The sequence below is a fragment of the Serratia sp. Ae19-1 genome (assembly GCF_059801225.1).
Genome location: NZ_JBCHWD010000013.1, coordinates 38,975 through 59,674 on the forward strand (window position 1 = coordinate 38,975; position 20,700 = coordinate 59,674).

The window sequence follows — 20,700 nt, forward strand, 5'->3', positions numbered from 1 at the left end:
AGGCGGGTTCTTCTGAATAGGGCGACCGGACTCGGACAACCGGCGCTGGCGCCGTGTTGAACAGCGCTTCAGCGCTGGCCCGCAGGGTGAGGCCTTTGGCCGAATAATCGAACGCAGTTCGATGGAGAGTCCTGTCTCTGAAAAGCAAAAACCCAGCCATAGGCTGGGTTCTCTAAATATGGTGCCCGGACTCGGAATCGAACCAAGGACACGGGGATTTTCAATCCCCTGCTCTACCGACTGAGCTATCCGGGCAACGGGGCGCATTAAACCGTATTGGCCGGATGGCGTCAATCGCTTTCTGTCACAAAGCCGATCGGTTGCTCTATTTTCAGGCAGCGAGCCAGGCGTGGGGTGAGGCAGGCGGCGATTGTCATCCAATAAATATGCATATAAAACGTGTATTTATACCGTAAAGGAAATGGGTTTATATATAATTCTATTTAAATAACAGCGTATTAAGGTTTAATCAACGGACGCTCAATCAAGATGACTCTTGCTTGAACCCCGCAGCGAATCATGCAATCATTGCGCAAATTTTAGCACTCTCCGTTCCCTGACGGTGTTCACGCTTCTTATTAAGTCAGAGGGTTATTGGCATGACTGTTTTTGTCGCTCAAGCGCTTTCGTGCTCCAGACATCTGACGCCGCCACCGTTCTGTCGTTGCTTCCTCCGTACGTCATCCGTCCGAATACGCCTGCCGGCCATGCGGTAAGCCCGCCTGATGCTCGCTGTTAGGCATGCGTAAAGCCAGCGCTGCGGCCTTGATTTTACTGATGCCTGTCGGACGCTGCCCAGATCGGTTCCTCCGATAACCGTCACGATCCCCGATCATGAGGCGGTCACGCACGTCGCTTATGCTGCCGTGCCCGGGCATCGCTTTTGCCGGGATAACCGCGTTATCTCATTACCGTGCCGGTGGCACACCCTCATCCTTCACCGTTTGAGAGTCAGCATGATGAAAGAATTGAAAATCGCGACCAGCGCCAGCCTGGTCGCCACCATTGAGACGCTGCGCCAGATCGTGCGCGTAGAGCAGACGGACTACACCGACGTGGCGGCGGTGGTAGTGTCGGTCGCCGACGTGAACGCCGGCATTCTGACGCGCTTGCAGGCGACGGGGTTCGACATTCCGACCTTCGTGGCGGTGGAAGGGGACGAGCATCTTTCTCCGGACTATCTGCCGTTCGTCAGTGGTGTGTTCGCACTGCTGGCCGGCGCCAGCAAGCCGTTCTACATGGCGCAGCTGGAGGCCGCTGCCGATGCCTATGAGCAGGCGCTGCTGCCGCCGTTCTTCAAAACGCTGAAGACCTACGTCGAGATGGAAAATTCTACCTTTGCCTGCCCGGGGCACCAGGGCGGCGAGTTTTTCCGCAAGCACCCGGCCGGCCGGCAGTTTTTCGATTTCTACGGTGAAACCCTTTTCCGTTCCGACATGTGCAACGCTGACGTCAAGCTGGGCGATCTGCTGATCCATGAAGGCTCGGCCAAAGATGCGCAGAAGCACGCGGCGCGGGTGTTCAACGCCGATAAAACCTACTTCGTGCTCAACGGCACCTCGGCGGCCAACAAGGTGGTGACCAATGCGCTGCTGACCCGCGGCGATCTGGTGCTGTTCGATCGCAACAACCACAAATCCAACCACCACGGGGCGCTGATCCAGGCCGGTGCTACGCCGGTCTATCTGGAAACTGCCCGCAACCCGTTCGGCTTTATCGGCGGCATCGATGCGCACTGCTTCGACGAACGTTACCTGCGCGAGCAGGTCCGCGAAGTGGCGCCGGAGAAGGCTGCGGCAGCGCGGCCGTTCCGGCTGGCTATCATTCAGCTCGGCACCTACGACGGCACGATTTACAACGCTCGCCAGGTGATCGACACCATCGGCCACCTGTGCGACTACATTCTGTTCGACTCCGCCTGGGTGGGCTACGAAGGTTTTATTCCGATGCTGAAAGAGTGCTCGCCGCTGCTGCTGGAGCTGGACGAGCACGATCCGGGCATCTTCGTCACTCAGTCGGTGCATAAGCAGCAGGCGGGGTTCTCGCAGACGTCGCAGATCCATAAGAAAGATGACCATATCAAAGGGCAAAAGCGCCACTGCAACCATAAGCACCTGAACAATGCGTTTATGCTGCATGCGTCGACCAGTCCGTTCTATCCGCTGTTCGCCGCGCTGGACGTCAACGCCAAGATGCACGCCGGCCCCGCCGGGCGCCGCATGTGGATGGACTGCGTCAAGCTGGGCATCGAGACGCGCAAACAGCTGCTCAAGCGCTGTTCCCAACTGAAACCGTTTATTCCGCAGCAGGTGGCGGGCAAAGATTGGCAGGATCACGATACCGATCTGATCGCCAACGACGCGCGCTTCTTCACCTTCGTGCCGGGGGAAACGTGGCACGGCTTTGAAGGCTATGCCCAGGATCAGTATTTGGTCGATCCGTGCAAGCTGCTGCTGACTACGCCGGGCATTGACGCCGCGACCGGCCAATACACCGCGTTCGGCGTGCCAGCCACCATTCTGGCCAACTTCCTGCGCGAGAACGGCATCGTGCCGGAGAAGTGCGATCTCAATTCGATCCTGTTCCTGCTGACCCCGGCGGAGAACCCGGCCAAGATGGAGCAACTGGTGGAGATGCTGGCGCAGTTCGAACGCTATGTTGAAGAAGATGCGCCGCTGAGCGTGGTGCTGCCGACGGTGTACCGCAAGAACGAGCAGCGTTATCGCGGCTACAGCATTCGCCGGCTGTGTCAGGAGATGCACGATCTGTACGTCAGCTTTGACGTCAAACAGCTGCAAAAAGAGATGTTCCGTCAGGATCATTTCCCGCCGGTGGTGATGAACCCGCAGGACGCCAACGTGGAGTTTATCCGCGACAACGTCGAGCTGGTGCCGATCGGCCAGGCTGCAGGGTGCATCGCGGCGGAAGGGGCCTTGCCGTATCCGCCGGGCGTGCTGTGCGTGGTGCCGGGTGAAGTGTGGGGTGGAGCGGTGCAGCGCTACTTCCTGGCGCTGGAAGAGGGGATCAACCGCCTGCCGGGCTTCTCGCCGGAGCTGCAGGGGGTCTACATCGAGAAGAAAGATCACGGCTGGAAGCGCATCTTCGGCTATATGATCAAGCAGTAAAAAAAGGGCCAGTTCGCACCGGCCCTTCTCATTTATCCACGCGGGAAGCGTTACTTTCTGCGGTAGCTCTTCTGTGCGGTATTCACTTTCACCAGATAGCGGCGCGACTCGGCGGCCGGGTGTTTGGTGGTCAGCGTTTGGTACACGTCGCCCGGCTGCATGCCGTTGATGATGCCCACCGCGCGCGTTCGGTCGCTGGAGAACACCCGCAGCACGCTGCCTGCGCCGCCGTTGTAGGCGGTGATCACCGCATAGCGGCGCGAGGTCGGGTTCTGAATGCCGCCCAGGTAGTTGTTCTGCAGGATTGCCAGATAGGCGGTGCCGGTGTCGATGTTGTTCTCCGGATCGAACAGGTAGCTGCGGCTCGGGGTGCCCCATTTGCCGCGCATCTGGAACACATCCTTACCGGCGGTGTGCTGCACCACCTGCATCAGGCCCAGCGCGTCCGAACCGCTCACCGCATACGGGTTGAAGCTCGATTCGGTCTGCATGATAGCCAGGATCAGCGACTCGTCCACGCCGTATTTTTCCGACGCCTTGCGCACCATCGGCAGATATTTATGCGCACGTTTGTCCAGGTGGTTCGGCACCAGTTGGATGGTGACCGAGTAGATGACGTGCAGGCCGGAGGTGCGTTTTTGCAGCTTAGTTTGCAGCAGGTAATCGGCGAAGTGCGCCGCGCGCCATTCCCAGCGGATCGGCGCGCCTTTGTTATCCAGCACCTGGCCGTACAGGAACGGCTCTTTGCTGATCTGGATATCGTTGGCGTCGGAATAGAGATCGATGGAACCCGGATCGTCACCCATCAGCAGCGTGCTGATGATCGCCTGGCGCAGGTGCGCGGCTGGATCGGTGGTGGCGATGGTTTCGATGGTGATGGCGCCGGTGTCGAAGTTGATGTGGCTGCGGGTTTGGTATTGGTCGGTATATTTGACGTAGTCTTTCGGCCCGGCGATCAGAACTTCGTTCAGACCCCAGATGTTCTCGATGTTGTGAGCGAATTGCCCCATCAGAATGTCGAAGCCGTTGGTGTCTTTGATCCAGGCTTCGTTGATTTCTTCACTTTTTTTGCCGGAACAGGAGATCAGCAAAGGCGCTATTACGAGCAAAGCTAAAATTTTCTTCATCTTAAAGCCGTTTGGAAGAAGTAGAAGTATAAGAGGATTGAAGCGGGCCAGCGCCTGGCCCCAACAGCGTTATTCGCTCGGCGGCGTATAGCCTTCGATGTGCACGTCGTGCCCTTCGAACAGGAACTTGATCATTTCCTCTTCCAGCAGTTTGCGATCATCCACGTTCATCATGTTCAGCTTCTTCTCGTTGATCAGCATGGTCTGCTTCTTCATCCACTCGCTCCAGGCCTCCTTGGAGATCTCGTTGTAGATGCGCTTGCCGATGTCGCCGGGATAAAGCTGGAAGTCCTGGCCCTCGGCGTCGCGCTGCAGGAAAGTACAAAAAATGGTGCGGCTCATGCTAATTCCTCATCGATGGCGCTATCGCCATATAAGTTTTGTTGGATCGGGGGCTGCTTCGCCAGCTGTTGCAACAGGCGCTCCACCGGCGCTGCCAGCCCGACCGACGGCGGCTGCGCTAAGTTATACCAGAGACCCGCTCCCTCATCCATGCCGCTGCCCGCCGCGTCGAGCGACAGCCACATCGGCACGATATCGAGATGGAAATGGCTGAACGTGTGGCGAAACGCGGTCAGCTGTTCCAGGCGCTTGCCTTTCAGACCGCGCTGCTGCAGCCAGAGTTCCAAATCCACGCGCGCGCTGAACTGTGGGAAGCAGAACAGGCCGCCCCACAGGCCCACCGTCGGGCGCTGCTCCAGCCACACGCGGTCGCCGTGCTGCAGCAACAAGAAATAAGCGGTTTTTTCCGGCAGGGTCTGCTTGGGTTTCTTGCCGGGGTAGTTGGCCCAGCTGTGATTGGCGTAAGACAGGCAGCCGACGTTGAGCGGGCAGAGTTCACACTTGGGTTTGGAGCGGGTGCAGACCATGGCGCCCAGATCCATCATCGCCTGGTTGAACTGGCCGACGCCCTGTGCCGGGGTGACCTCTTCGCTGATTTTCCACAGCCGGTTTTCGACCTCTTTCTTGCCCGGCCAGCCTTCTACCGCGTAGCAGCGGGCCAGCACGCGCTTCACGTTGCCGTCGAGGATCGGATAGTGTTGGCCCAGCGCCAACGACAGCACCGCGCCGGCGGTGGAGCGGCCGACGCCCGGCAAATCGGCGATTTCTTCGAAGGTTGTCGGGAACTCGCCGCCGTGCTGTGAGACAATGGTCTGCGCCGCCTTGTGCAGGTTGCGGGCGCGGGCGTAATAGCCGAGACCGGTCCATAGATGCAACACTTCGTCCAGCGGGGCTTCCGCCAGCGCACGCACGTTGGGAAAACGAGCCATAAAGCGCTGAAAATAAGGAATGACGGTGGCAACCTGAGTCTGTTGCAACATCACCTCGGAGAGCCATACTTGATAGGCGGTTTTCTCCAGCTGCCACGGCAGGGTTTTGCGGCCGTAGCGCTGGTACCAGTCAAGCACCACCTGTGCGAATTGTTGTGCTTGCATCATGAGCAGAGTCGTTATCCGGCAGAAAATGAAGCGAGATTGCAGCATAGAGTCATGATGCTGTAAACCGGAACTTTCCGACGCCGCACGGCGGGTACAGAAGATGAACACTTGCTAAACCAATGTATCTTTGCATAATGCGCGTTTCCCTAATTGGCAGCCAAACAGACAGAAAGCACTATGATTAATGACGTCATCTCCCCGGAATTTGATGAGAACGGCCGCGCGATGCGCCGTATCCGCAGTTTTGTCCGCCGCCAGGGGCGGCTGACCAAAGGCCAGCAGCACGCGCTGGAGAACTATTGGCCGGTGATGGGCGTGGAGTATCAGGCTGAAGCTGTCGATCTTGCCGCACTGTTTGGCCGCGAAGCGCCGACGGTGCTGGAGATCGGTTTTGGCATGGGCGCCTCGCTGGTGACCATGGCGGGCAACAACCCGCAGCAGAACTTTTTAGGGATTGAGGTGCACTCGCCGGGCGTGGGCGCCTGCCTGGCCGACGCCCACGAGGCGAAGCTGAGCAACCTGCGCGTGATGTGTCACGACGCGGTTGAAGTGCTGGAAAACATGATCCCGGACGGCTCGCTGGACATGGTGCAGCTGTTCTTCCCCGATCCGTGGCACAAGGCGCGCCACAACAAGCGCCGCATCGTGCAAACGCCGTTTGTCGAACTGGTACTGCGCAAACTGAAGACCGGCGGCGTCTTCCACATGGCCACCGATTGGCAACCTTATGCGGAACATATGTTAGAGGTTATGAACGGGGTCGCAGGCTATCGTAATCTTTCCAGCGATAATGATTACGTGCCGCGTCCGGATTCACGCCCGCTGACGAAATTTGAATTACGCGGCCAGCGCCTGGGACATGGCGTTTGGGACTTGATGTTTGAGAGGAAAGAATAATGGCTAAGAACCGCAGTCGTCGTTTACGTAAAAAATTGCACATTGAAGAATTTCAGGAGCTGGGTTTCTCCGTAGCCTGGCGTTTCGCCGAAGGCACGTCGGTGGAAGACATCGACAGCACGTTGGATACCTTCATCGATGAAGTGATCGAGCCGAACGGTCTGGCGTTTGACGGCAGCGGCTACCTGCAGTGGGAAGGTCTGATCTGCCTGCAGAAGATCGGCCACTGCACCGACGAGCAGCGCGAACTGGTGAAAAACTGGCTGGAAGCGCGCAAACTGACCGACGTTAAGGTCAGCGATCTGTTCGATATCTGGTGGGATTGATCGCGCTTGCCCGATGAGCACGGCTTCGCGCCGCGCCGTTTTATTGATCTAAGGTGCCTTAACGGCGCCTTTGTTTTGCCCGGAGTGTGACCGAGGTGGTAACAACATTGGATAACGCGTTGCTGGAGGAGATCCTGCAACAGGTGCGCCCACTGATTGGCCAGGGGAAAGTGGCCGACTACATCCCTGCGTTGGCAGAAGTGCCCGCCGACCGGTTGGCGATCGCCGTTTGCACGGTGGACGGTGAACTGTTCCAGGCCGGCGACGCCGCGGAGCGCTTCTCTATCCAGTCGATCTCTAAAGTGCTGAGCCTGACGCTGGCGCTGACGCGCTATCAGGAGCCTGAGATCTGGCGGCGCGTGGGCAAAGAGCCTTCCGGCCTGCCGTTCAACTCGCTGCTGCAGCTGGAGATGGAGCAGGGCAAACCGCGCAATCCGTTTATCAACCCCGGTGCGCTGGTGGTGTGCGACATGCTGCAAACCCGGCTCAGCGCCCCCAAACAGCGCATGCTGGAGGTGGTGCGTCAGTTGGCCGGCGAAGACGATCTGGCCTATGACCTACGGGTGGCGCGCTCCGAGTTCGAACACTCCGATCGCAATGCGGCCATCGCCTATCTGATGAAGTCGTTCGGCAACTTCGAAAACGACGTGATCACCGTGCTGCAAACCTATTTCCACTACTGCGCGCTGCGCATGAGCTGCGTGGAACTGGCGCGCAGCTTCGTCTATCTGGCTAACCACGGCCGCGATCTCAGCGGCGAGGCGGTGATCAGCCCGCTGCAGGCCCGGCAGATCAACGCCCTGATGATGACCAGCGGCATGTACGACGGCGCCGGCGAATTCGCCTATCGGGTGGGAATGCCTGGCAAGTCCGGCGTGGGCGGCGGCATCGTGGCCATCGTGCCGGATGAGCTGTCGATCGTCGTCTGGTCGCCGGAGCTGGATGCATCCGGTAACTCGTTGGCGGGAACTGCGGCGCTGGAACTGTTGTCTCAACGTATCGGTCGTTCGATTTTTTAATCCCAATCTGGATGGGAGTCAGGAGAAGCTATGTTGAAGAAAACCGGGTTAGCCTTACTGCTGCTGGCGGCGACTGCCGCGCAGGCCCACGCCGAGTACCAATGCAGCGTTAAACCCCAGGACGATGTGATCATCAGCCCGCAAAGCGTGCAGGTGAAAGGCGCCAGCGGCGACCTGCAAATCTCGCCGGACGGCGATGTGATCCGCAACGGCCAGGCGCTGAGCCTGAACGACAGCCAGCGGCAGAAAGCCTTCAGTTACCAGAGCGCGCTGCGCAAGCAGCTGCCGTGGATCGACGACGGCGCGCAGAAACACCTGGAGAAAGCCCGCTCGGCGCTGGATAAGGTGATTGTCAAAGAGCTGGGCAGCAACAGCAACGTGCGCAACCGCCTGACCACCCTGAATGGCCAGCTGAAACAGCAAATGAACCGTATCATCGAGCACCGCAGCGACGGCCTGACCTTCCACCACAAGGCGATCGACCAAGTGGAACAGGACGGCCGCAACATCGTGCAGCAGAGCATGGGCGGCGTGCTGCAGGACAGCCTGAACGAGATGGGCGTCAAACAGGCCGCCAACAGCGGCGGCAACCCGCTGCAGGCGATCATGGGCAACCTGGGCGGCTTGCAGAAGGCGATCCAGAACGAGTGGAACAACCAGGAACAGGACTTCCAGAACTTCGGCCACGATGTGTGTAACCGCGTCACCGCACTGGAAACTCAGCGCAAGGATCTGCTGAAGGCGTTGAAATGATTTAAGAACCTTCTCGGTAGTCTGTTTTTTGACCTTCTGAAGCTTATCTGACAGACTGGTTAAACTACGTACAGATTTATGGATGTTGACGGAGGACGCTATGAGCCATACACGCTACGAAACCGATGTTGTTGCCTGGGCAAATGAACAGGCCGCTCTTTTGCGCTCCGGAAAATTGTCTGAGATCGATATTGAAAAGATCGCCGAGGAGATTGAGGACGTGGGGAAGAGCGAGCAAAGGGAACTTGCTAGCCGGATGACGGTGCTGATTGCACATTTGCTTAAATGGAAATATCAGCCGGCCAGGCGTGGAACCAGCTGGGAGAGAACGATTAAAGCGCAGCGTAAAGAGGTGCTTTACAGCTTGAAAGAGTCGCCTAGCCTAAAAGGTAAACTGGGCGATGCTGATTGGCTGGATGTCGTCTGGTCGAAGGCCGTTGCGCTCGCTACGGCCGAAACTGGGCTGGATGTCTATCCGGAAAACGGCATCTGGGAAACTCAGCAGATTCTGTCTCAGACGTTTTACCCGGATTAACACCAATAAAAAGCGCTGATTATTCAGCGCTTTTTTTTACTCGTCGTCCGCCAGGAACAGCTCCAGCAGCGAGTTGAGGAACAGTTTGCCCTTCTCGGTGATCTGCCAGTGCTCCGCGGTTTCCTCCAGATAGCCTTTGGCCAGCGCCTCGTCCAATTGCGGGCGAATGACGCTTTCCGCCAGCCCGGTGTAGTTGACGAAGTCGGCGCGCGGCGCGGCTTCCAGCAAGCGGAAGCGGTTCATGAAGAACTCGAACGGCCGATCCGCCGCCGCCACCTCATGCTGCTTATCCATGTAGTCGCCACGCATGAAGCCGCGCGGGTGTTTGGTCTTGGCGGTGCGCAGGATGCGGCCGTCGCTGAAGGTCACCTTGCCGTGCGCGCCGCAGCCGATCCCCAGATAGTCGCCGAAGCGCCAGTAATTGAGGTTGTGTTGGCATTGGTAGCCCGGCTTGGCGTAGGCCGAGGTTTCGTACTGCTGATAGCCGGCGGCGCTCAACAGCCGGTGACCGCGTTCGAAGATGTCCCACAGCGCATCGTCGTCCGGCAAAACCGGCGGGCGTGAACTGAACAGGGTGTTCGGCTCGATGGTAAGCTGATACCACGACAGGTGCGGCGGGTTGAGGGCGATAGCCTGGCGCAGATCGTCCAGCGCCTCTTCCAGCGACTGGTCCGGCAGGCCGTGCATCAGATCGAGGTTGAAGCTGCGCAGGCCGAGGCCAGTCGCCAGAGTCGCCGCGCGCTTGGCCTCTTCCGGGCCGTGGATGCGCCCCAGGCGGGTCAGCTTCTCGGCGCTGAAGCTCTGCACCCCGATGGAGATGCGGTTGACGCCGGCGCGCTGGTAGCCGCTGAAGCGATCGGCCTCCACGGTGCCGGGGTTGGCTTCCATGGTGATTTCGGCGTCGTCGGCGACGCGAATGCGCGCCCGCACGCCGTCCAGCAAGGCTTGCATCGCCTCGGCGCTCAGCAGGCTGGGGGTGCCGCCGCCGATAAATATGGTGCTTATCTCCCGGCCGCCGGCCAGCGGTAGATCGGCATCCAGATCCGCCAACAGATGATCGACATACTCCTGATGCGGCACGTCACCCTTCAGCGCATGGGAGTTGAAGTCGCAGTACGGGCATTTCTGCACGCACCACGGGATGTGGATATAGAGACTCAGCGGGGGCAGCTTAAGCATTGCGCAGGGTTTCCAACATCAGCTTCAGCGCCTTGCCGCGGTGAGAAATCGCCCGCTTTTCGTCGCGGCTCAGCTCGGCGGCGGTGCGGCCCAGTTCCGGCACGTAGAAGACAGGATCGTAACCGAAGCCGCCTTCACCGGCTGCCTGCTCGGCGATCTCGCCGGCCCAGCTGCCGTGGAACACCAGCGGCGTCGGGTCTTGTGCGTGGCGCAGATAGACCAGCACGCAGTGGAATTGCGCGCCGCGCTGGCCTGGCGCCACGTCTTTCAGCGCCGCCAACAGTTTGTCGAGGTTCTGCCGATCGTCGGCGTCTTCACCGGCGTAGCGTGCGGAGTAGATGCCCGGCGCGCCGCCCAGCGCATCTACCGCCAGGCCGGAGTCGTCGGCGATCGCCGGCAGGCCGGTGACCTGTGCCGCATGGCGCGCTTTCAGAATGGCGTTTTCGATAAACGTCAGGCCGGTCTCTTCGGCGGATTCCACGCCCAGATCGGTTTGCGCGACCACGTCCAGGCCGAAATCGGCCAACAGATCGGCGAGTTCGCGCACTTTGCCCGGATTACCGGTGGCAAGAACGACTTTTTGCATAAATGACTACCTTGAAAATTATTCGATGAGCGCCGCGACCACGGCGGGGATCTGTTGCGGATTCACGATGCGTAACTGTTTATGCCGCCCCAGTTCGCCTTTCTCGATGGTGACGTTGCTTTTCGCCACTTTGAACTGCTTGGCGATAAACTTGATCAGATGGGCGTTGGCTTGGCCATCGACCGGCGGGGCGGTGATGGCGACTTTCAGTTCGTCGCCATGCAAGCCGATAATTTGGTCGCGGCTGGCTTTCGGCTGAATATATAGCCTGATCGCCAGCCCGTCCAGCACCGGAGTGACTGCACTCACAGCAGGAACCAGATCTCGCCGAACAGATCCATGCCCAGGTAGTTGATCAGATAGAGAATCAGGATCACCACCATGGCGGAAAAGTCGATGCCGCCCATCGCCGGGATGATGCGGCGGATCGGCGCCATCAAGGGTTCGGTCAACTGGTACATCACGTAGTCAATCGGGCTGCGGCCCTGGCTTACCCAACTCATCAGCGCGCGAATGATCATCACCCAGAAGATCAGGTAGCCGGCGGACTTCACCAGCGAGATCAGGCCGAACAGCAGGTTATAGGGGCTGAGCGACATCGCACCGCCTTGAATCAGCAGCAGCAGCGGGTACTTGATGGTCATCAGCAGGAACGCCAGCAACAGCGAAGCGCTGTCGATAGGCCCCAGCGACGGAATGATGCGGCGCAGCGGGCCGACCACCGGTTGGGTGATCTTCACCACGAACTGCGAGAACGGATTGTAAAAATCGGTGCGCGTCCATTGCATCCAAATGCGCAGCAACAGCACCATTACGTACAGATCAATAACGGTCTTGACCAGGAAAGTCAGCGTTAGCATGAAGTGGTCCTTCTCCTTAACTCGTGGTTATTTAAAATAATTTTTCCATCTCTTGCGCACGGGAAACGGCGGCCTGCATCGCTTGTGTCACGGTTTCCGGCAGCTGGCGTTCATTGAACACCCGCAGCGCTTCGGCGGTGGTGCCGCCTTTGGAGGTCACCTGCTCGCGCAGCGTACCCAGCGGCGTATCCGGGTTGGCTTCAACCAGCGCGGCGGCGCCGGAAGCGGCCTGCTGCACCAGATCGCGCGCGGTCTGGCTATCGAAGCCCATGCGCTCGGCTTCTTTTTGCATCGCTTCCATAAACAGGAAGAAATAAGCCGGGGCGCTGCCCGCGGCGGCGATCACGCCGTTGATGCCATTTTCGTCATCTACCCAGCAAACTTTACCGACCGACGCCATTAAATCGCCGGTGTAATCGCGATCCTGCTGGCTGACCTGCGCCGGCGCGTACAGCCCGCTCATACCTTTGCCGACCAGCGACGGGGTGTTGGGCATGATGCGCACGATGTCCAGCTTGTCGCCCAGCAGCTGATAGAACCGGCTGACCTGAATGCCGGCGGCGATCGACAGCACCAGTTTGCCGCTGAAATCGACCTGCTCGCGCAGCGGTTGGCACACGTCGGCCATCATCTGCGGTTTGACCGCCAGCACCACCACGTCGGCCTCGCGCGCGCAGGCGATGTTGTCGCCGCTGCTGACGATGCCGTAGTCCGCCGCCAGCGCGTCACGGTTTTTCGGCGAAGGGGCGCAGACGCTGATGGATTTGGCCGGATAACCGCCCGCCACCAAGCCGGCGATGATTGCACGCGCCATGTTGCCGGCGCCGATAAAGGTAATCTTGCGATGTTGCATCAAATCCCTCGTCTGTTTTGTCAGGCCTGCGAGTAGTCGCGGGCGCCAAAAATTGCGGTGCCGATACGCACCAGGGTGCTGCCGGCGGCGATCGCCGCCGCCATGTCGTCCGTCATGCCCATCGACAGCGTATCGACCTGCGGATAACGCTGACGCAGGGCGAGAAATGCGTCGTTCATCCGGCTGAATACCGCCAGCTGCCGCTGATAATCTGCTTCGGGTGCCGGGATGGCCATCAGGCCGCGCAGCGCCAGGTTCGGCAGCGCGGCGATCGCCTCGGCCAGCGCCGGCAGTTCGGCCAGCGCGATGCCGGATTTGCTTTGCTCGTCGCTGATGTTGATTTGAATCAGCACGTTGAGCGGCGACATGTCGGCCGGGCGCTGATCGCTCAGGCGCTGGGCGATGCGCAGCCGATCCACGGTATGGCACCAGGCGAAGTGTTCCGCCACCAGCCGACTCTTATTGGATTGCAGCGGGCCGATAAAGTGCCACACCAGCTCGTCGCCCTGCGGCGATTCGGCGAAATGCCGGATCTTGTCTACCCCTTCCTGCACGTAGTTCTCGCCGAAGGCGCGCTGGCCGGCGGCGATGGCTTCTGCGATCGCCGCCACAGGTTTGGTTTTGCTGACGGCAAGCAGGGCAACTTCTTCTGGCGCCCGCGCGCAGTTTTGCGCGGCGGCCGCGATGCGGTTTCTGACATCCTGCAGGTTCTGTTGGATAGTGCTCATTATTGACCCGGGAGAGTGATATGGATATCGATGAATTCGTGGCCCTTAGTGTAAAGCATAATGCTTCCGATCTGCACCTTTGTGCCGGTCATCCGCCGATGTTGCGCATCGACGGTGAACTGCAGCCGCTGGCGGCGGCGCCAACGCTGACGGCGCAAGGCGTGCAGACCCTCTGCGACGAATTGCTGAATGCGCAGCAGCGCGAGAGCCTGCAGCGGTTGGGGCAGATCGATCTGGCGTTGCACCGGCCGGGCGGGGAGCGGCTGCGCGCCAACGTTTTTCAGCAAAGCGCGGGGATGTCTCTCGCGTTGCGGCGCATCGCCGGGCAGTCGCCCTCGCTTGCCGAGCTGGCGGCGCCGGCCATCGTCCCGGCGCTGCTGCGGCGCGACGACGGCTTGATCCTGATCAGCGGCGCCACCGGCAGCGGTAAATCCACCACGCTGGCGGCGATGATCGACGAGATCAACCGGCATCAGCAGCGGCACATTCTGACGCTGGAAGATCCGATCGAATTCCTGCACCGCAGCCGACGATCGCTGATCCAGCAGCGAGAGATCGGCCGCGACAGCCACAGCTTCGATGCGGCGTTACGCGCCGCGCTGCGTGAAGATCCCGACGTGATCCTGCTGGGCGAGCTGCGTGATGTCGCCACTATCCGGCTGGCGCTCACCGCGGCGGAGACCGGCCACCTGGTGCTGGCGACGCTGCACACCCGCAGCGCGCCGCAGGCGGTGGAGCGGCTGGTGGACGTGTTTCCGGCGGACGAGAAACCCTATGTGCGCGCCCAACTGGCGGGCAGCCTGCAGGCGGTGATCGCGCAAAGGCTGATGAGACGGCCCGGCGGCGGGCGAGTGGCGATCTTCGAAGTGCTGACGGCGACGGCGGCGGTCAGCAGCCTGATCCGCGAAGGGAAAACGCATCAGCTGGCTAGCGTGTTGCAAACCGGCGCGCAGTCCGGCATGCAAACCTTTGAGCAAGGTTTGCAGCAGCGGATAGATGCCGGTTTGCTGGGGAATAACGCGGGGGAGAGGGCGGGCGTTTAGCCCAGCTGCCGTTCGAACCAGCTTTCGAGGATCACCACCGCGGAGGCGGAGTCCACGCTGCCTTTATCGAGTGCGCGAAAGCCGCCGCGATCGAACAGGTTGGCGCGCGCTTCTACGGTGCTCAGGCGCTCGTCTTGCAGCTCGATCTGGATGCCGAAACGGCCGTGCAGGCGATTGGCGAATTTGCGCGCCTGGGCGGTAACGGGCTGTTCGGTGCCGTCCATGTTCAGCGGCAGGCCGACCACCACCAGATCCGGCTGCCACTCCTTCAGCAGTTTTTCAATTTTCAGCCAGTCCGGCGAACCGTCTTGCGCTTTGAACGCCGCCAGTGCGCGGGCGCTGCCGGTCAGCTCCTGGCCGATGGCCGCGCCGATGCTTTTGGTGCCGAAGTCGAAGGCGATAATGGTGCGGTTGCTCATCAGGCGTGTCCTGCATGGTTGGCGATGCTGCGAATATCGATGCCCAGAAGGTTCCCCGCCTCGCGCCAGCGGCTGGCGATCGGCGTGCGGAACAGAATGTCGGTGTTGGCTTCGATGGTCAGCCAGGCGTTTTCCAACACCTCTTGCTCCAGCTGGCCCTTTTCCCAACCTGCATAGCCCAGCGCCACCAGCACGTCGTCCGGTTGTTCCGGGGTGCCGAGCGTCTCCAGCACGTCTTTCGAGGTGGTGATCATGGTGTTGGGAGAAATTTGAATGCTGGCGCCAAAGCCGTGGCGCGGCGTATGCAGGATAAACCCACGATCGTCCGCCAGGGGGCCGCCGGCGAACACCGGTTTGTCCAGGCTGATGGCCGGATCGCGCGCAGGCGGCATGATCTTCAGCTTGCTCAGCACCGTGGCTACCGTGAATTGCTCCACCGGTTTATTGATCACCAAACCCATGGCGCCTTCTTCATTGTGCTCGCAGATATAAATCACCGAGCGTCTGAAGCGAGGATCCTGCAAGGTTGGCATGGCGATCAGAAAATGGTGCTGTAAATTCATGGCGTTAGTATAAGGTAATCAATGGGTGAGAAAATAAACAGCCGCCAGTATGCGGCTATACCCGCCGCCTTTCAAGGCGCGCTTTGGCGGGCGCGATGCAGAACAGCGGGCGGCATGCCGCCCGCATTGCGCATTACTTTGCCGCCAGGCGCTTTTCAATGGCGTCCATCAGCATGCCGGTAATCGAAATCGGGAATGCCGCTTCGATCTCGCGCGCGCAGGTCGGGCTGGTGACGTTGATTTCAGTCAGGCGGTCGCCGATCACGTCCAGGCCGACGAAGATCAGCCCTTTCTCTTTCAGCGTCGGGGCGACGGTGCGGGCGATTTTCCAGTCGCTCTCGCTCAGCGGGCGCGCTTCGCCACGGCCGCCGGCCGCCAGGTTGCCGCGGGTCTCGCCCTGAGCCGGAATGCGCGCCAGGCAGTAAGGCACCGGTTCGCCGTCGACGACCAGGATGCGCTTGTCACCGTCCTTGATCGCCGGCAGGAAGTTCTGCGCCATGCAGAAGCGGCTGCCGTGTTCGGTCAGGGTTTCGATGATCACCGACAGGTTAGGATCGTCCTGCTTCACGCGGAAGATCGACGCGCCGCCCATGCCGTCCAACGGCTTCAGGATGATGTCGCCGTGCTGCTGGTGGAATTTGCGGATGTGCGCGGCGCTGCGGCTGACCAGCGTATCCGGCGTCAGCTCCGGGAACCAGGCGGTGAACAGCTTCTCGTTGCAATCGCGCAGGCTTTGCGGCTTGTTGACCACCAGCGTGCCTTTAACCTCGGCGCGTTCCAGAATGTAGGTCGCGTAGATGTATTCGGTATCGAACGGCGGATCCTTGCGCATCAGGATCACGTCCAGCTCGTGCAGCGCCAGATCCTGCTCGGCGCCGAAGCTGAACCAGCTCTCCTTGTCTTCCTTCACGCTCAGCAGGCGGGTGCGGGCGCGCCCGTCACCGGCATGCAGATAGAGATCGTTCATCTCCATGTAGTGCAATTCGTAACCGCGGCGCTGCGCTTCGAGCAGCATGGCGAAGCTGGTGTCTTTCTTGATGTTGATGGAATCGATTGGGTCCATCACGATGCCGAGCTTAATCATCTTTTCTCCTTTAACCCAGGTCGCCGAAGCGGACCTGCAGAGCGGTAATGGCGGTGAGCGCTGTGGTTTCGGTACGCAGAACGCGTGGTCCCAGCAGAATATCAGTAAATCCGTGGTCGGTGGTCATGGCGATTTCGTCAGCGGACAAACCGCCTTCCGGGCCGATCAGCAGGCGAACGCGATCCACCGGCTGCGGCAACGTGTTGATGCTGTGGCTGGCGCGCGGGTGCAGGTTGAGCTTCAGGCTGCCGTCCTGCTCGGCGCACCAGGCCTCCAGCGACATCGCCTCGCGGATTTCCGGAATGCGGTTGCGGCCGCACTGTTCGCAGGCGGCGATGGCGATCTTTTGCCATTGCTGGATTTTCTTCGCCAGACGCTCGCCGTCCAGTTTGACGCCGCAGCGCTCGGAAAACAGCGGGGTGATGACGTTGACGCCCAGCTCGATGGATTTCTGGATGGTGAACTCCATCTTCTCGCCGCGCGAGATCACCTGGCCCAGATGCAGGTTGAGCGGCGATTCGATGTCATCCACGCGGCCGTCGCCGAGGCGCACCAGCACGCTCTTCTTGTCCACCCGAATTATCTCGGCGTCGAACACCTGGTTGCTGCCGTCGAACAGCTGCAGCGCCTGGCCGGCGCTCATGCGCAGCACGCGCCCGACATGGTTGGCGGCGTCCTCGCTGAGGGCGATCTCCGCCTGGTCGGTCAGCGGTTGCGGATGGTAAATGCGGGGTATGCGCATGGGTAGTCTGATCCTGACGAAACGGCGCCGCAGGTTGGCGGCGCCATGAAAGATAAAGGCTATAGTAGGTTAGCTTTTCCGCTGCTGACAAGCCTGTTGAATATAGGGGTTGTGGTTGCCCTGCACCTTGGCGATACGTGCTTCGCGCTGACATTCCCATTGGCTCACCGGATATTGTCGGTTCCACACCTCGAACAGCTGGATTTGCTGGCGCGATAGCCGCAGCTGGTAGCGATCGCGCATGTAGAAGTAGGTGCGGGCGATGGCACCGCGGGCGCGGGCAGGCGGTTCCGCCTGTTTATTCTTGAAGTCCACTTTCATCGGACACTGTCCGTACTGGCCTTCGCCGCCGTTCCATTGGCTGTACATGAAGTTGTTGCGGTCGCCGTTCACTTCGCCGATCGCCGGCTGCAGGTTGTGCAGATCGGTTTCTATCTGGCGATAGGTGGCGTCTTTGTTGCAGTTCTTGCGCCCGCCGTCTTGCCAGCACTGCAGCTGGTGGCCGAACTGCCAGGCCGGTACCACGTGTTCCCATTCGATGCGCTGTGCGCGCTGGGCGTTTTTACGCACCTGATAGCCACAGCCGGCGAGATCCGGGATGCCTTTTTTACCTTGCCAGTCGATACGGCAGCCGCAGTAAAAACTGCCAGGCGCATCCTGGTTAATCTTGGCCGCCGCCGCTTTGGCCTGAGAGAAGTTATTGATGCCGTGCGCCTGTGCGGCGCCTGCGGTGAAAACCGCGATAAACAAAATTCTGCGAAGCATATTCCAAAACAGCTCAAAATTGGAAAAGCAGGCAGGGTAGCGGAACTTGCCGGCAGTGGCAAATGGCGATATTTGCTTGTTTTAACGTATAAATCGTTTAGCTAAAGGTTCTCGCTGGCGAGAAATTTCAGTTTCTCACCGCAGCGGCGGCAGCGGTATTCGCTTTCGCCGCGCAGCACGCGGTTATGGCGGCGGATGGTGAGCTGGTGCTGCCCGCAGCCGCAGCGGTAGGGGAAGGTTTTGCTTTGCACCGAGGCGGTTTCGAAACGGTGAGTGCGGCTGGCGGGCGTCAGCAACACGCTTTCCATCATCCAGCGCCATTCGCGGCCGTGCGGCGCCACCCGGCCGAATTGGCGAAACACCAGCAGGTGCGCCAGCTCGTGTGGCACCACCTCATCGATAAACGGCTGTTGGTTTTCCAGCAGCAGCACCGGATTCAGGCGGATTTCCCAACTTTGCAGCCAGGCGGTGCCCGCGCTGGTGCCGCGTTGCTGATAGACGATGCTGGGTTCGGGGAATTCGACGGCAAAATGCTGGCGGGCCAACTGCAGCTTTTCTCGCAGGCAGCGCATCACCGCTTGTTGCAGCGCGATGGGGATTCTTGGTTTGTTCATTGCGGCTAGCTTAAGCAATGGCGGGGCGGCTGACAATATGCCCCGTCGCAAATCCGCATCCGGCGCTTTTTCACCACATTGATAAGACGATCGCTGCCGATGGATTGTAATCAATGTGTTAACTGCGGGATAATAAAGCGTGCATGATGAGCCTGTACCCGCAGTTCTCACCGAGCAAGGTTGAAACGCCGCCTGTGGTAATCCCTTACGCAAAGAGCGGTTATTTTGCGATTTGGCGCAATAACTGACTGATTAAAAATACGTAAGGTGGAGGCAGTTTTTTGACAAGGCGCCGAGCCGTGCGCCGCAAGTGTGAATTTAACGCAGCTGATGTTGCAAGTGAGAGATCAATGTCGAATAAACCGTTCCACTATCAAGATCCGTTCCCGCTGAAGAAAGACGATACCGAATACTACCTGCTGAGCCGCGACCACGTTTCCGTGAGCGAATTTGAAGGCCAGGAAATTCTGAAAGTTGCCCCTGAAGCGTTAACCCTGCTTGCCCAGCACGCGTTCCACGACGCGTCGTTCATGCTGCGCCCGGCGCACCAACAGCAGGTGGCCGATATCCTCAAAGATCCGGACGCCAGCGAAAACGACAAGTACGTTGCGCTGCAATTTCTGCGTAACTCAGAAATCGCCGCCAAGGGTATTTTACCGACCTGCCAGGACACCGGCACGGCGATCATCGTGGGCAAGAAAGGCCAACGCGTCTGGACTGGCGGCGGCGATGAAGCTGCCCTGTCGCGCGGAGTGTATAACACCTACATCGAAGAAAACCTGCGCTATTCGCAGAACGCCGCGCTGGATATGTACAAAGAGGTCAATACCGGCAGCAACCTGCCGGCGCAGATCGATCTCTACAGCGTGGACGGCGAAGAGTACAAGTTCCTGTGTATCGCCAAGGGCGGCGGCTCCGCCAACAAAACCTATCTGTATCAGGAAACCAAGGCGCTGCTGTCGCCGGGCAAACTGAAAAACTATCTGGTCGACAAGATGCGCACGCTGGGCACTGCGGCTTGCCCGCCGTATCACGTGGCGTTCGTCATCGGCGGCACCTCGGCAGAAGCGACGCTGAAAACCGTCAAGCTGGCCTCGACCAAGTATTACGACGGTCTGCCGACCGAAGGCAACGAGCATGGCCAGGCGTTCCGCGATCTGGAACTCGAAGCGGAACTGCTGCAAGAAGCGCAGAACCTGGGGCTGGGCGCACAGTTCGGCGGTAAATACTTCGCGCACGATATCCGCGTAGTGCGCCTGCCGCGCCACGGCGCGTCCTGCCCGGTCGGCATGGGTGTCTCCTGCTCGGCGGACCGAAACATCAAAGGCAAGATCAACCGCGACGGTATCTGGCTGGAAAAACTGGAGCACAATCCGGGTAAATTCATTCCTCAGGAGCTGCGCCAGGCCGGGGAGGGCGAGGCGATCAAGGTCGATCTCAACCGCCCGATGGCCGAGATCCTCAAACAGCTGTCACAGTACCCGGTTTCCACCCGTCTGTCGCTGAGCGGCACCATCATCGTCGGTCGCGATATCGCGCACGCCAAGCTGAAAGAGCGTCTGGATCGCGGTGAAGGCCTGCCGCAGTACGTCAAGGATCACCCGATCTATTACGCCGGCCCGGCCAAAACGCCGGAAGGCTATGCGTCCGGTTCGTTGGGGCCAACCACCGCCGGGCGTATGGATTCCTATGTCGATCTGCTGCAATCCCACGGCGGCAGCATGATCATGCTGGCGAAAGGCAACCGCAGCCAGCAGGTGACGGATGCCTGCCACAAGCACGGCGGTTTCTACCTCGGCAGCATCGGCGGCCCGGCGGCGGTGCTGGCGCAGCAGAGCATCAAGAGCCTGGAGTGCGTGGAGTATCCTGAGCTGGGTATGGAAGCGATCTGGAAAATCGAAGTGGAAGATTTCCCGGCGTTTATCCTGGTGGATGACAAAGGCAATGACTTCTTCCAGAAGATCCAGGCCGGTCAATGCTCCAGCTGCCTGAAATAAGCGTTGCCCCTTCGCCGCCTGCGGGCGGCGAAGGGGGATTGTGTAA

General features: G+C 59.9%; 23 protein-coding genes and 1 tRNA gene. 8 read left to right on the forward strand and 16 right to left on the reverse strand.

The features are described 5' to 3' along the window. Positions 1-179: 179 nt before the first annotated feature. Positions 180-255, reverse strand: a tRNA-Phe gene (locus AAIE04_RS24170). A 704-nt stretch (positions 256-959) separates the two neighbouring features. Here AAIE04_RS24170 and speF point away from each other — a divergent pair. Next, complete coding sequence (gene speF, locus AAIE04_RS24175; RefSeq protein ID WP_498577820.1) at positions 960-3,125, forward strand: ornithine decarboxylase SpeF; 2,166 nt, start codon at positions 960-962, stop codon at positions 3,123-3,125. Between the two features lie 50 nt (positions 3,126-3,175). On the opposite strand, the gene mltC is transcribed toward speF, so the two are convergent. The 3 genes from mltC to mutY form a co-directional block, all read right to left on the reverse strand. Further along, a complete protein-coding gene (gene mltC, locus AAIE04_RS24180; protein WP_004937402.1) occupies positions 3,176-4,252 on the reverse strand; it encodes a membrane-bound lytic murein transglycosylase MltC in 1,077 nt (358 codons plus the stop codon). Between the two features lie 69 nt (positions 4,253-4,321). Then, on the reverse strand, positions 4,322-4,594 hold the full coding sequence (locus AAIE04_RS24185; RefSeq protein ID WP_498577808.1) for an oxidative damage protection protein: 273 nt from the start codon (positions 4,592-4,594) through the stop codon (positions 4,322-4,324). After that, a complete protein-coding gene (gene mutY, locus AAIE04_RS24190; protein WP_498577809.1) occupies positions 4,591-5,691 on the reverse strand; it encodes an A/G-specific adenine glycosylase in 1,101 nt (366 codons plus the stop codon). Before mutY ends, AAIE04_RS24185 begins: the two co-directional genes overlap by 4 nt. A gap of 177 nt (positions 5,692-5,868) precedes the next feature. On the opposite strand from mutY, the gene trmB reads away from it, so the two are divergent. From trmB to AAIE04_RS24215, 5 genes are all read left to right on the forward strand, one after another. Continuing rightward, positions 5,869-6,588: a tRNA (guanosine(46)-N7)-methyltransferase TrmB gene (gene trmB / locus AAIE04_RS24195; RefSeq protein ID WP_016930097.1), complete on the forward strand. Its 720-nt coding sequence runs from the start codon at positions 5,869-5,871 to the stop codon at positions 6,586-6,588. Next, complete coding sequence (locus AAIE04_RS24200) at positions 6,588-6,914, forward strand: YggL family protein (protein ID WP_019456098.1); 327 nt, start codon at positions 6,588-6,590, stop codon at positions 6,912-6,914. Before trmB ends, AAIE04_RS24200 begins: the two co-directional genes overlap by 1 nt. Positions 6,915-7,009: 95 nt before the next feature. Continuing rightward, a complete protein-coding gene (gene glsB / locus AAIE04_RS24205; RefSeq protein WP_004937414.1) occupies positions 7,010-7,933 on the forward strand; it encodes a glutaminase B in 924 nt (307 codons plus the stop codon). A gap of 30 nt (positions 7,934-7,963) precedes the next feature. Next, positions 7,964-8,686, forward strand: coding sequence for a YggN family protein (locus tag AAIE04_RS24210; RefSeq protein WP_060441034.1), 723 nt, complete (start codon positions 7,964-7,966; stop codon positions 8,684-8,686). A gap of 100 nt (positions 8,687-8,786) precedes the next feature. After that, entirely contained in the window at positions 8,787-9,221 is a 435-nt protein-coding gene (locus AAIE04_RS24215) for a DUF29 domain-containing protein (protein WP_019456096.1), read from the forward strand. Between the two features lie 36 nt (positions 9,222-9,257). Here the strand turns inward: AAIE04_RS24215 and hemW are convergent, their stop codons facing one another. Genes hemW through AAIE04_RS24245 form a run of 6 tightly spaced genes read right to left on the reverse strand, consistent with a single transcriptional unit; the run spans position 9,258 to position 13,427 of the window. Beyond that, positions 9,258-10,400, reverse strand: a complete 1,143-nt coding sequence (gene hemW, locus AAIE04_RS24220) for a radical SAM family heme chaperone HemW (RefSeq protein WP_154747812.1) — start codon at positions 10,398-10,400, stop codon at positions 9,258-9,260. Further along, positions 10,393-10,986: an XTP/dITP diphosphatase gene (locus AAIE04_RS24225; protein ID WP_019456094.1), complete on the reverse strand. Its 594-nt coding sequence runs from the start codon at positions 10,984-10,986 to the stop codon at positions 10,393-10,395. The genes hemW and AAIE04_RS24225 overlap by 8 nt, the downstream gene beginning before the upstream one ends. A gap of 18 nt (positions 10,987-11,004) precedes the next feature. Continuing rightward, a complete protein-coding gene (yggU, locus tag AAIE04_RS24230) occupies positions 11,005-11,295 on the reverse strand; it encodes a DUF167 family protein YggU (protein ID WP_004948014.1) in 291 nt (96 codons plus the stop codon). Continuing rightward, positions 11,292-11,846, reverse strand: coding sequence for a YggT family protein (locus AAIE04_RS24235; protein ID WP_198636824.1), 555 nt, complete (start codon positions 11,844-11,846; stop codon positions 11,292-11,294). The genes yggU and AAIE04_RS24235 overlap by 4 nt, the downstream gene beginning before the upstream one ends. A gap of 31 nt (positions 11,847-11,877) precedes the next feature. Next, positions 11,878-12,699 (reverse strand): pyrroline-5-carboxylate reductase, encoded by an 822-nt coding sequence (gene proC, locus AAIE04_RS24240; RefSeq protein WP_498577810.1) that lies wholly within the window; start codon positions 12,697-12,699, stop codon positions 11,878-11,880. Positions 12,700-12,719: 20 nt separating this feature from the next. Then, on the reverse strand, positions 12,720-13,427 hold the full coding sequence (locus AAIE04_RS24245) for a YggS family pyridoxal phosphate-dependent enzyme (protein ID WP_498577811.1): 708 nt from the start codon (positions 13,425-13,427) through the stop codon (positions 12,720-12,722). 20 nt (positions 13,428-13,447) lie between these two features. Here AAIE04_RS24245 and AAIE04_RS24250 point away from each other — a divergent pair, with 20 nt between their 5' ends. Further along, positions 13,448-14,470, forward strand: coding sequence for a type IV pilus twitching motility protein PilT (locus AAIE04_RS24250; RefSeq protein ID WP_498577812.1), 1,023 nt, complete (start codon positions 13,448-13,450; stop codon positions 14,468-14,470). On the opposite strand, the gene ruvX is transcribed toward AAIE04_RS24250, so the two are convergent. From ruvX to AAIE04_RS24280, 6 genes are all read right to left on the reverse strand, one after another. Continuing rightward, positions 14,467-14,889, reverse strand: coding sequence for a Holliday junction resolvase RuvX (gene ruvX, locus AAIE04_RS24255; protein ID WP_019456088.1), 423 nt, complete (start codon positions 14,887-14,889; stop codon positions 14,467-14,469). The two genes, AAIE04_RS24250 and ruvX, sit on opposite strands and share 4 nt — an antisense overlap. Beyond that, a complete protein-coding gene (locus AAIE04_RS24260; RefSeq protein ID WP_498577813.1) occupies positions 14,889-15,452 on the reverse strand; it encodes a YqgE/AlgH family protein in 564 nt (187 codons plus the stop codon). The genes ruvX and AAIE04_RS24260 overlap by 1 nt, the downstream gene beginning before the upstream one ends. A gap of 133 nt (positions 15,453-15,585) precedes the next feature. Further along, positions 15,586-16,536: a glutathione synthase gene (gene gshB, locus AAIE04_RS24265; protein ID WP_015379045.1), complete on the reverse strand. Its 951-nt coding sequence runs from the start codon at positions 16,534-16,536 to the stop codon at positions 15,586-15,588. 10 nt (positions 16,537-16,546) lie between these two features. Continuing rightward, entirely contained in the window at positions 16,547-17,278 is a 732-nt protein-coding gene (rsmE, locus tag AAIE04_RS24270; RefSeq protein WP_498577814.1) for a 16S rRNA (uracil(1498)-N(3))-methyltransferase, read from the reverse strand. Positions 17,279-17,347: 69 nt separating this feature from the next. Beyond that, complete coding sequence (endA, locus tag AAIE04_RS24275; protein ID WP_498577815.1) at positions 17,348-18,043, reverse strand: deoxyribonuclease I; 696 nt, start codon at positions 18,041-18,043, stop codon at positions 17,348-17,350. Between the two features lie 101 nt (positions 18,044-18,144). Further along, positions 18,145-18,657, reverse strand: a complete 513-nt coding sequence (locus tag AAIE04_RS24280; RefSeq protein ID WP_004937462.1) for a SprT family zinc-dependent metalloprotease — start codon at positions 18,655-18,657, stop codon at positions 18,145-18,147. A gap of 350 nt (positions 18,658-19,007) precedes the next feature. On the opposite strand from AAIE04_RS24280, the gene fumA reads away from it, so the two are divergent. Continuing rightward, positions 19,008-20,654 (forward strand): class I fumarate hydratase FumA, encoded by a 1,647-nt coding sequence (fumA, locus tag AAIE04_RS24285; RefSeq protein WP_019456085.1) that lies wholly within the window; start codon positions 19,008-19,010, stop codon positions 20,652-20,654. The last annotated feature ends 46 nt before the right edge of the window (positions 20,655-20,700 follow it).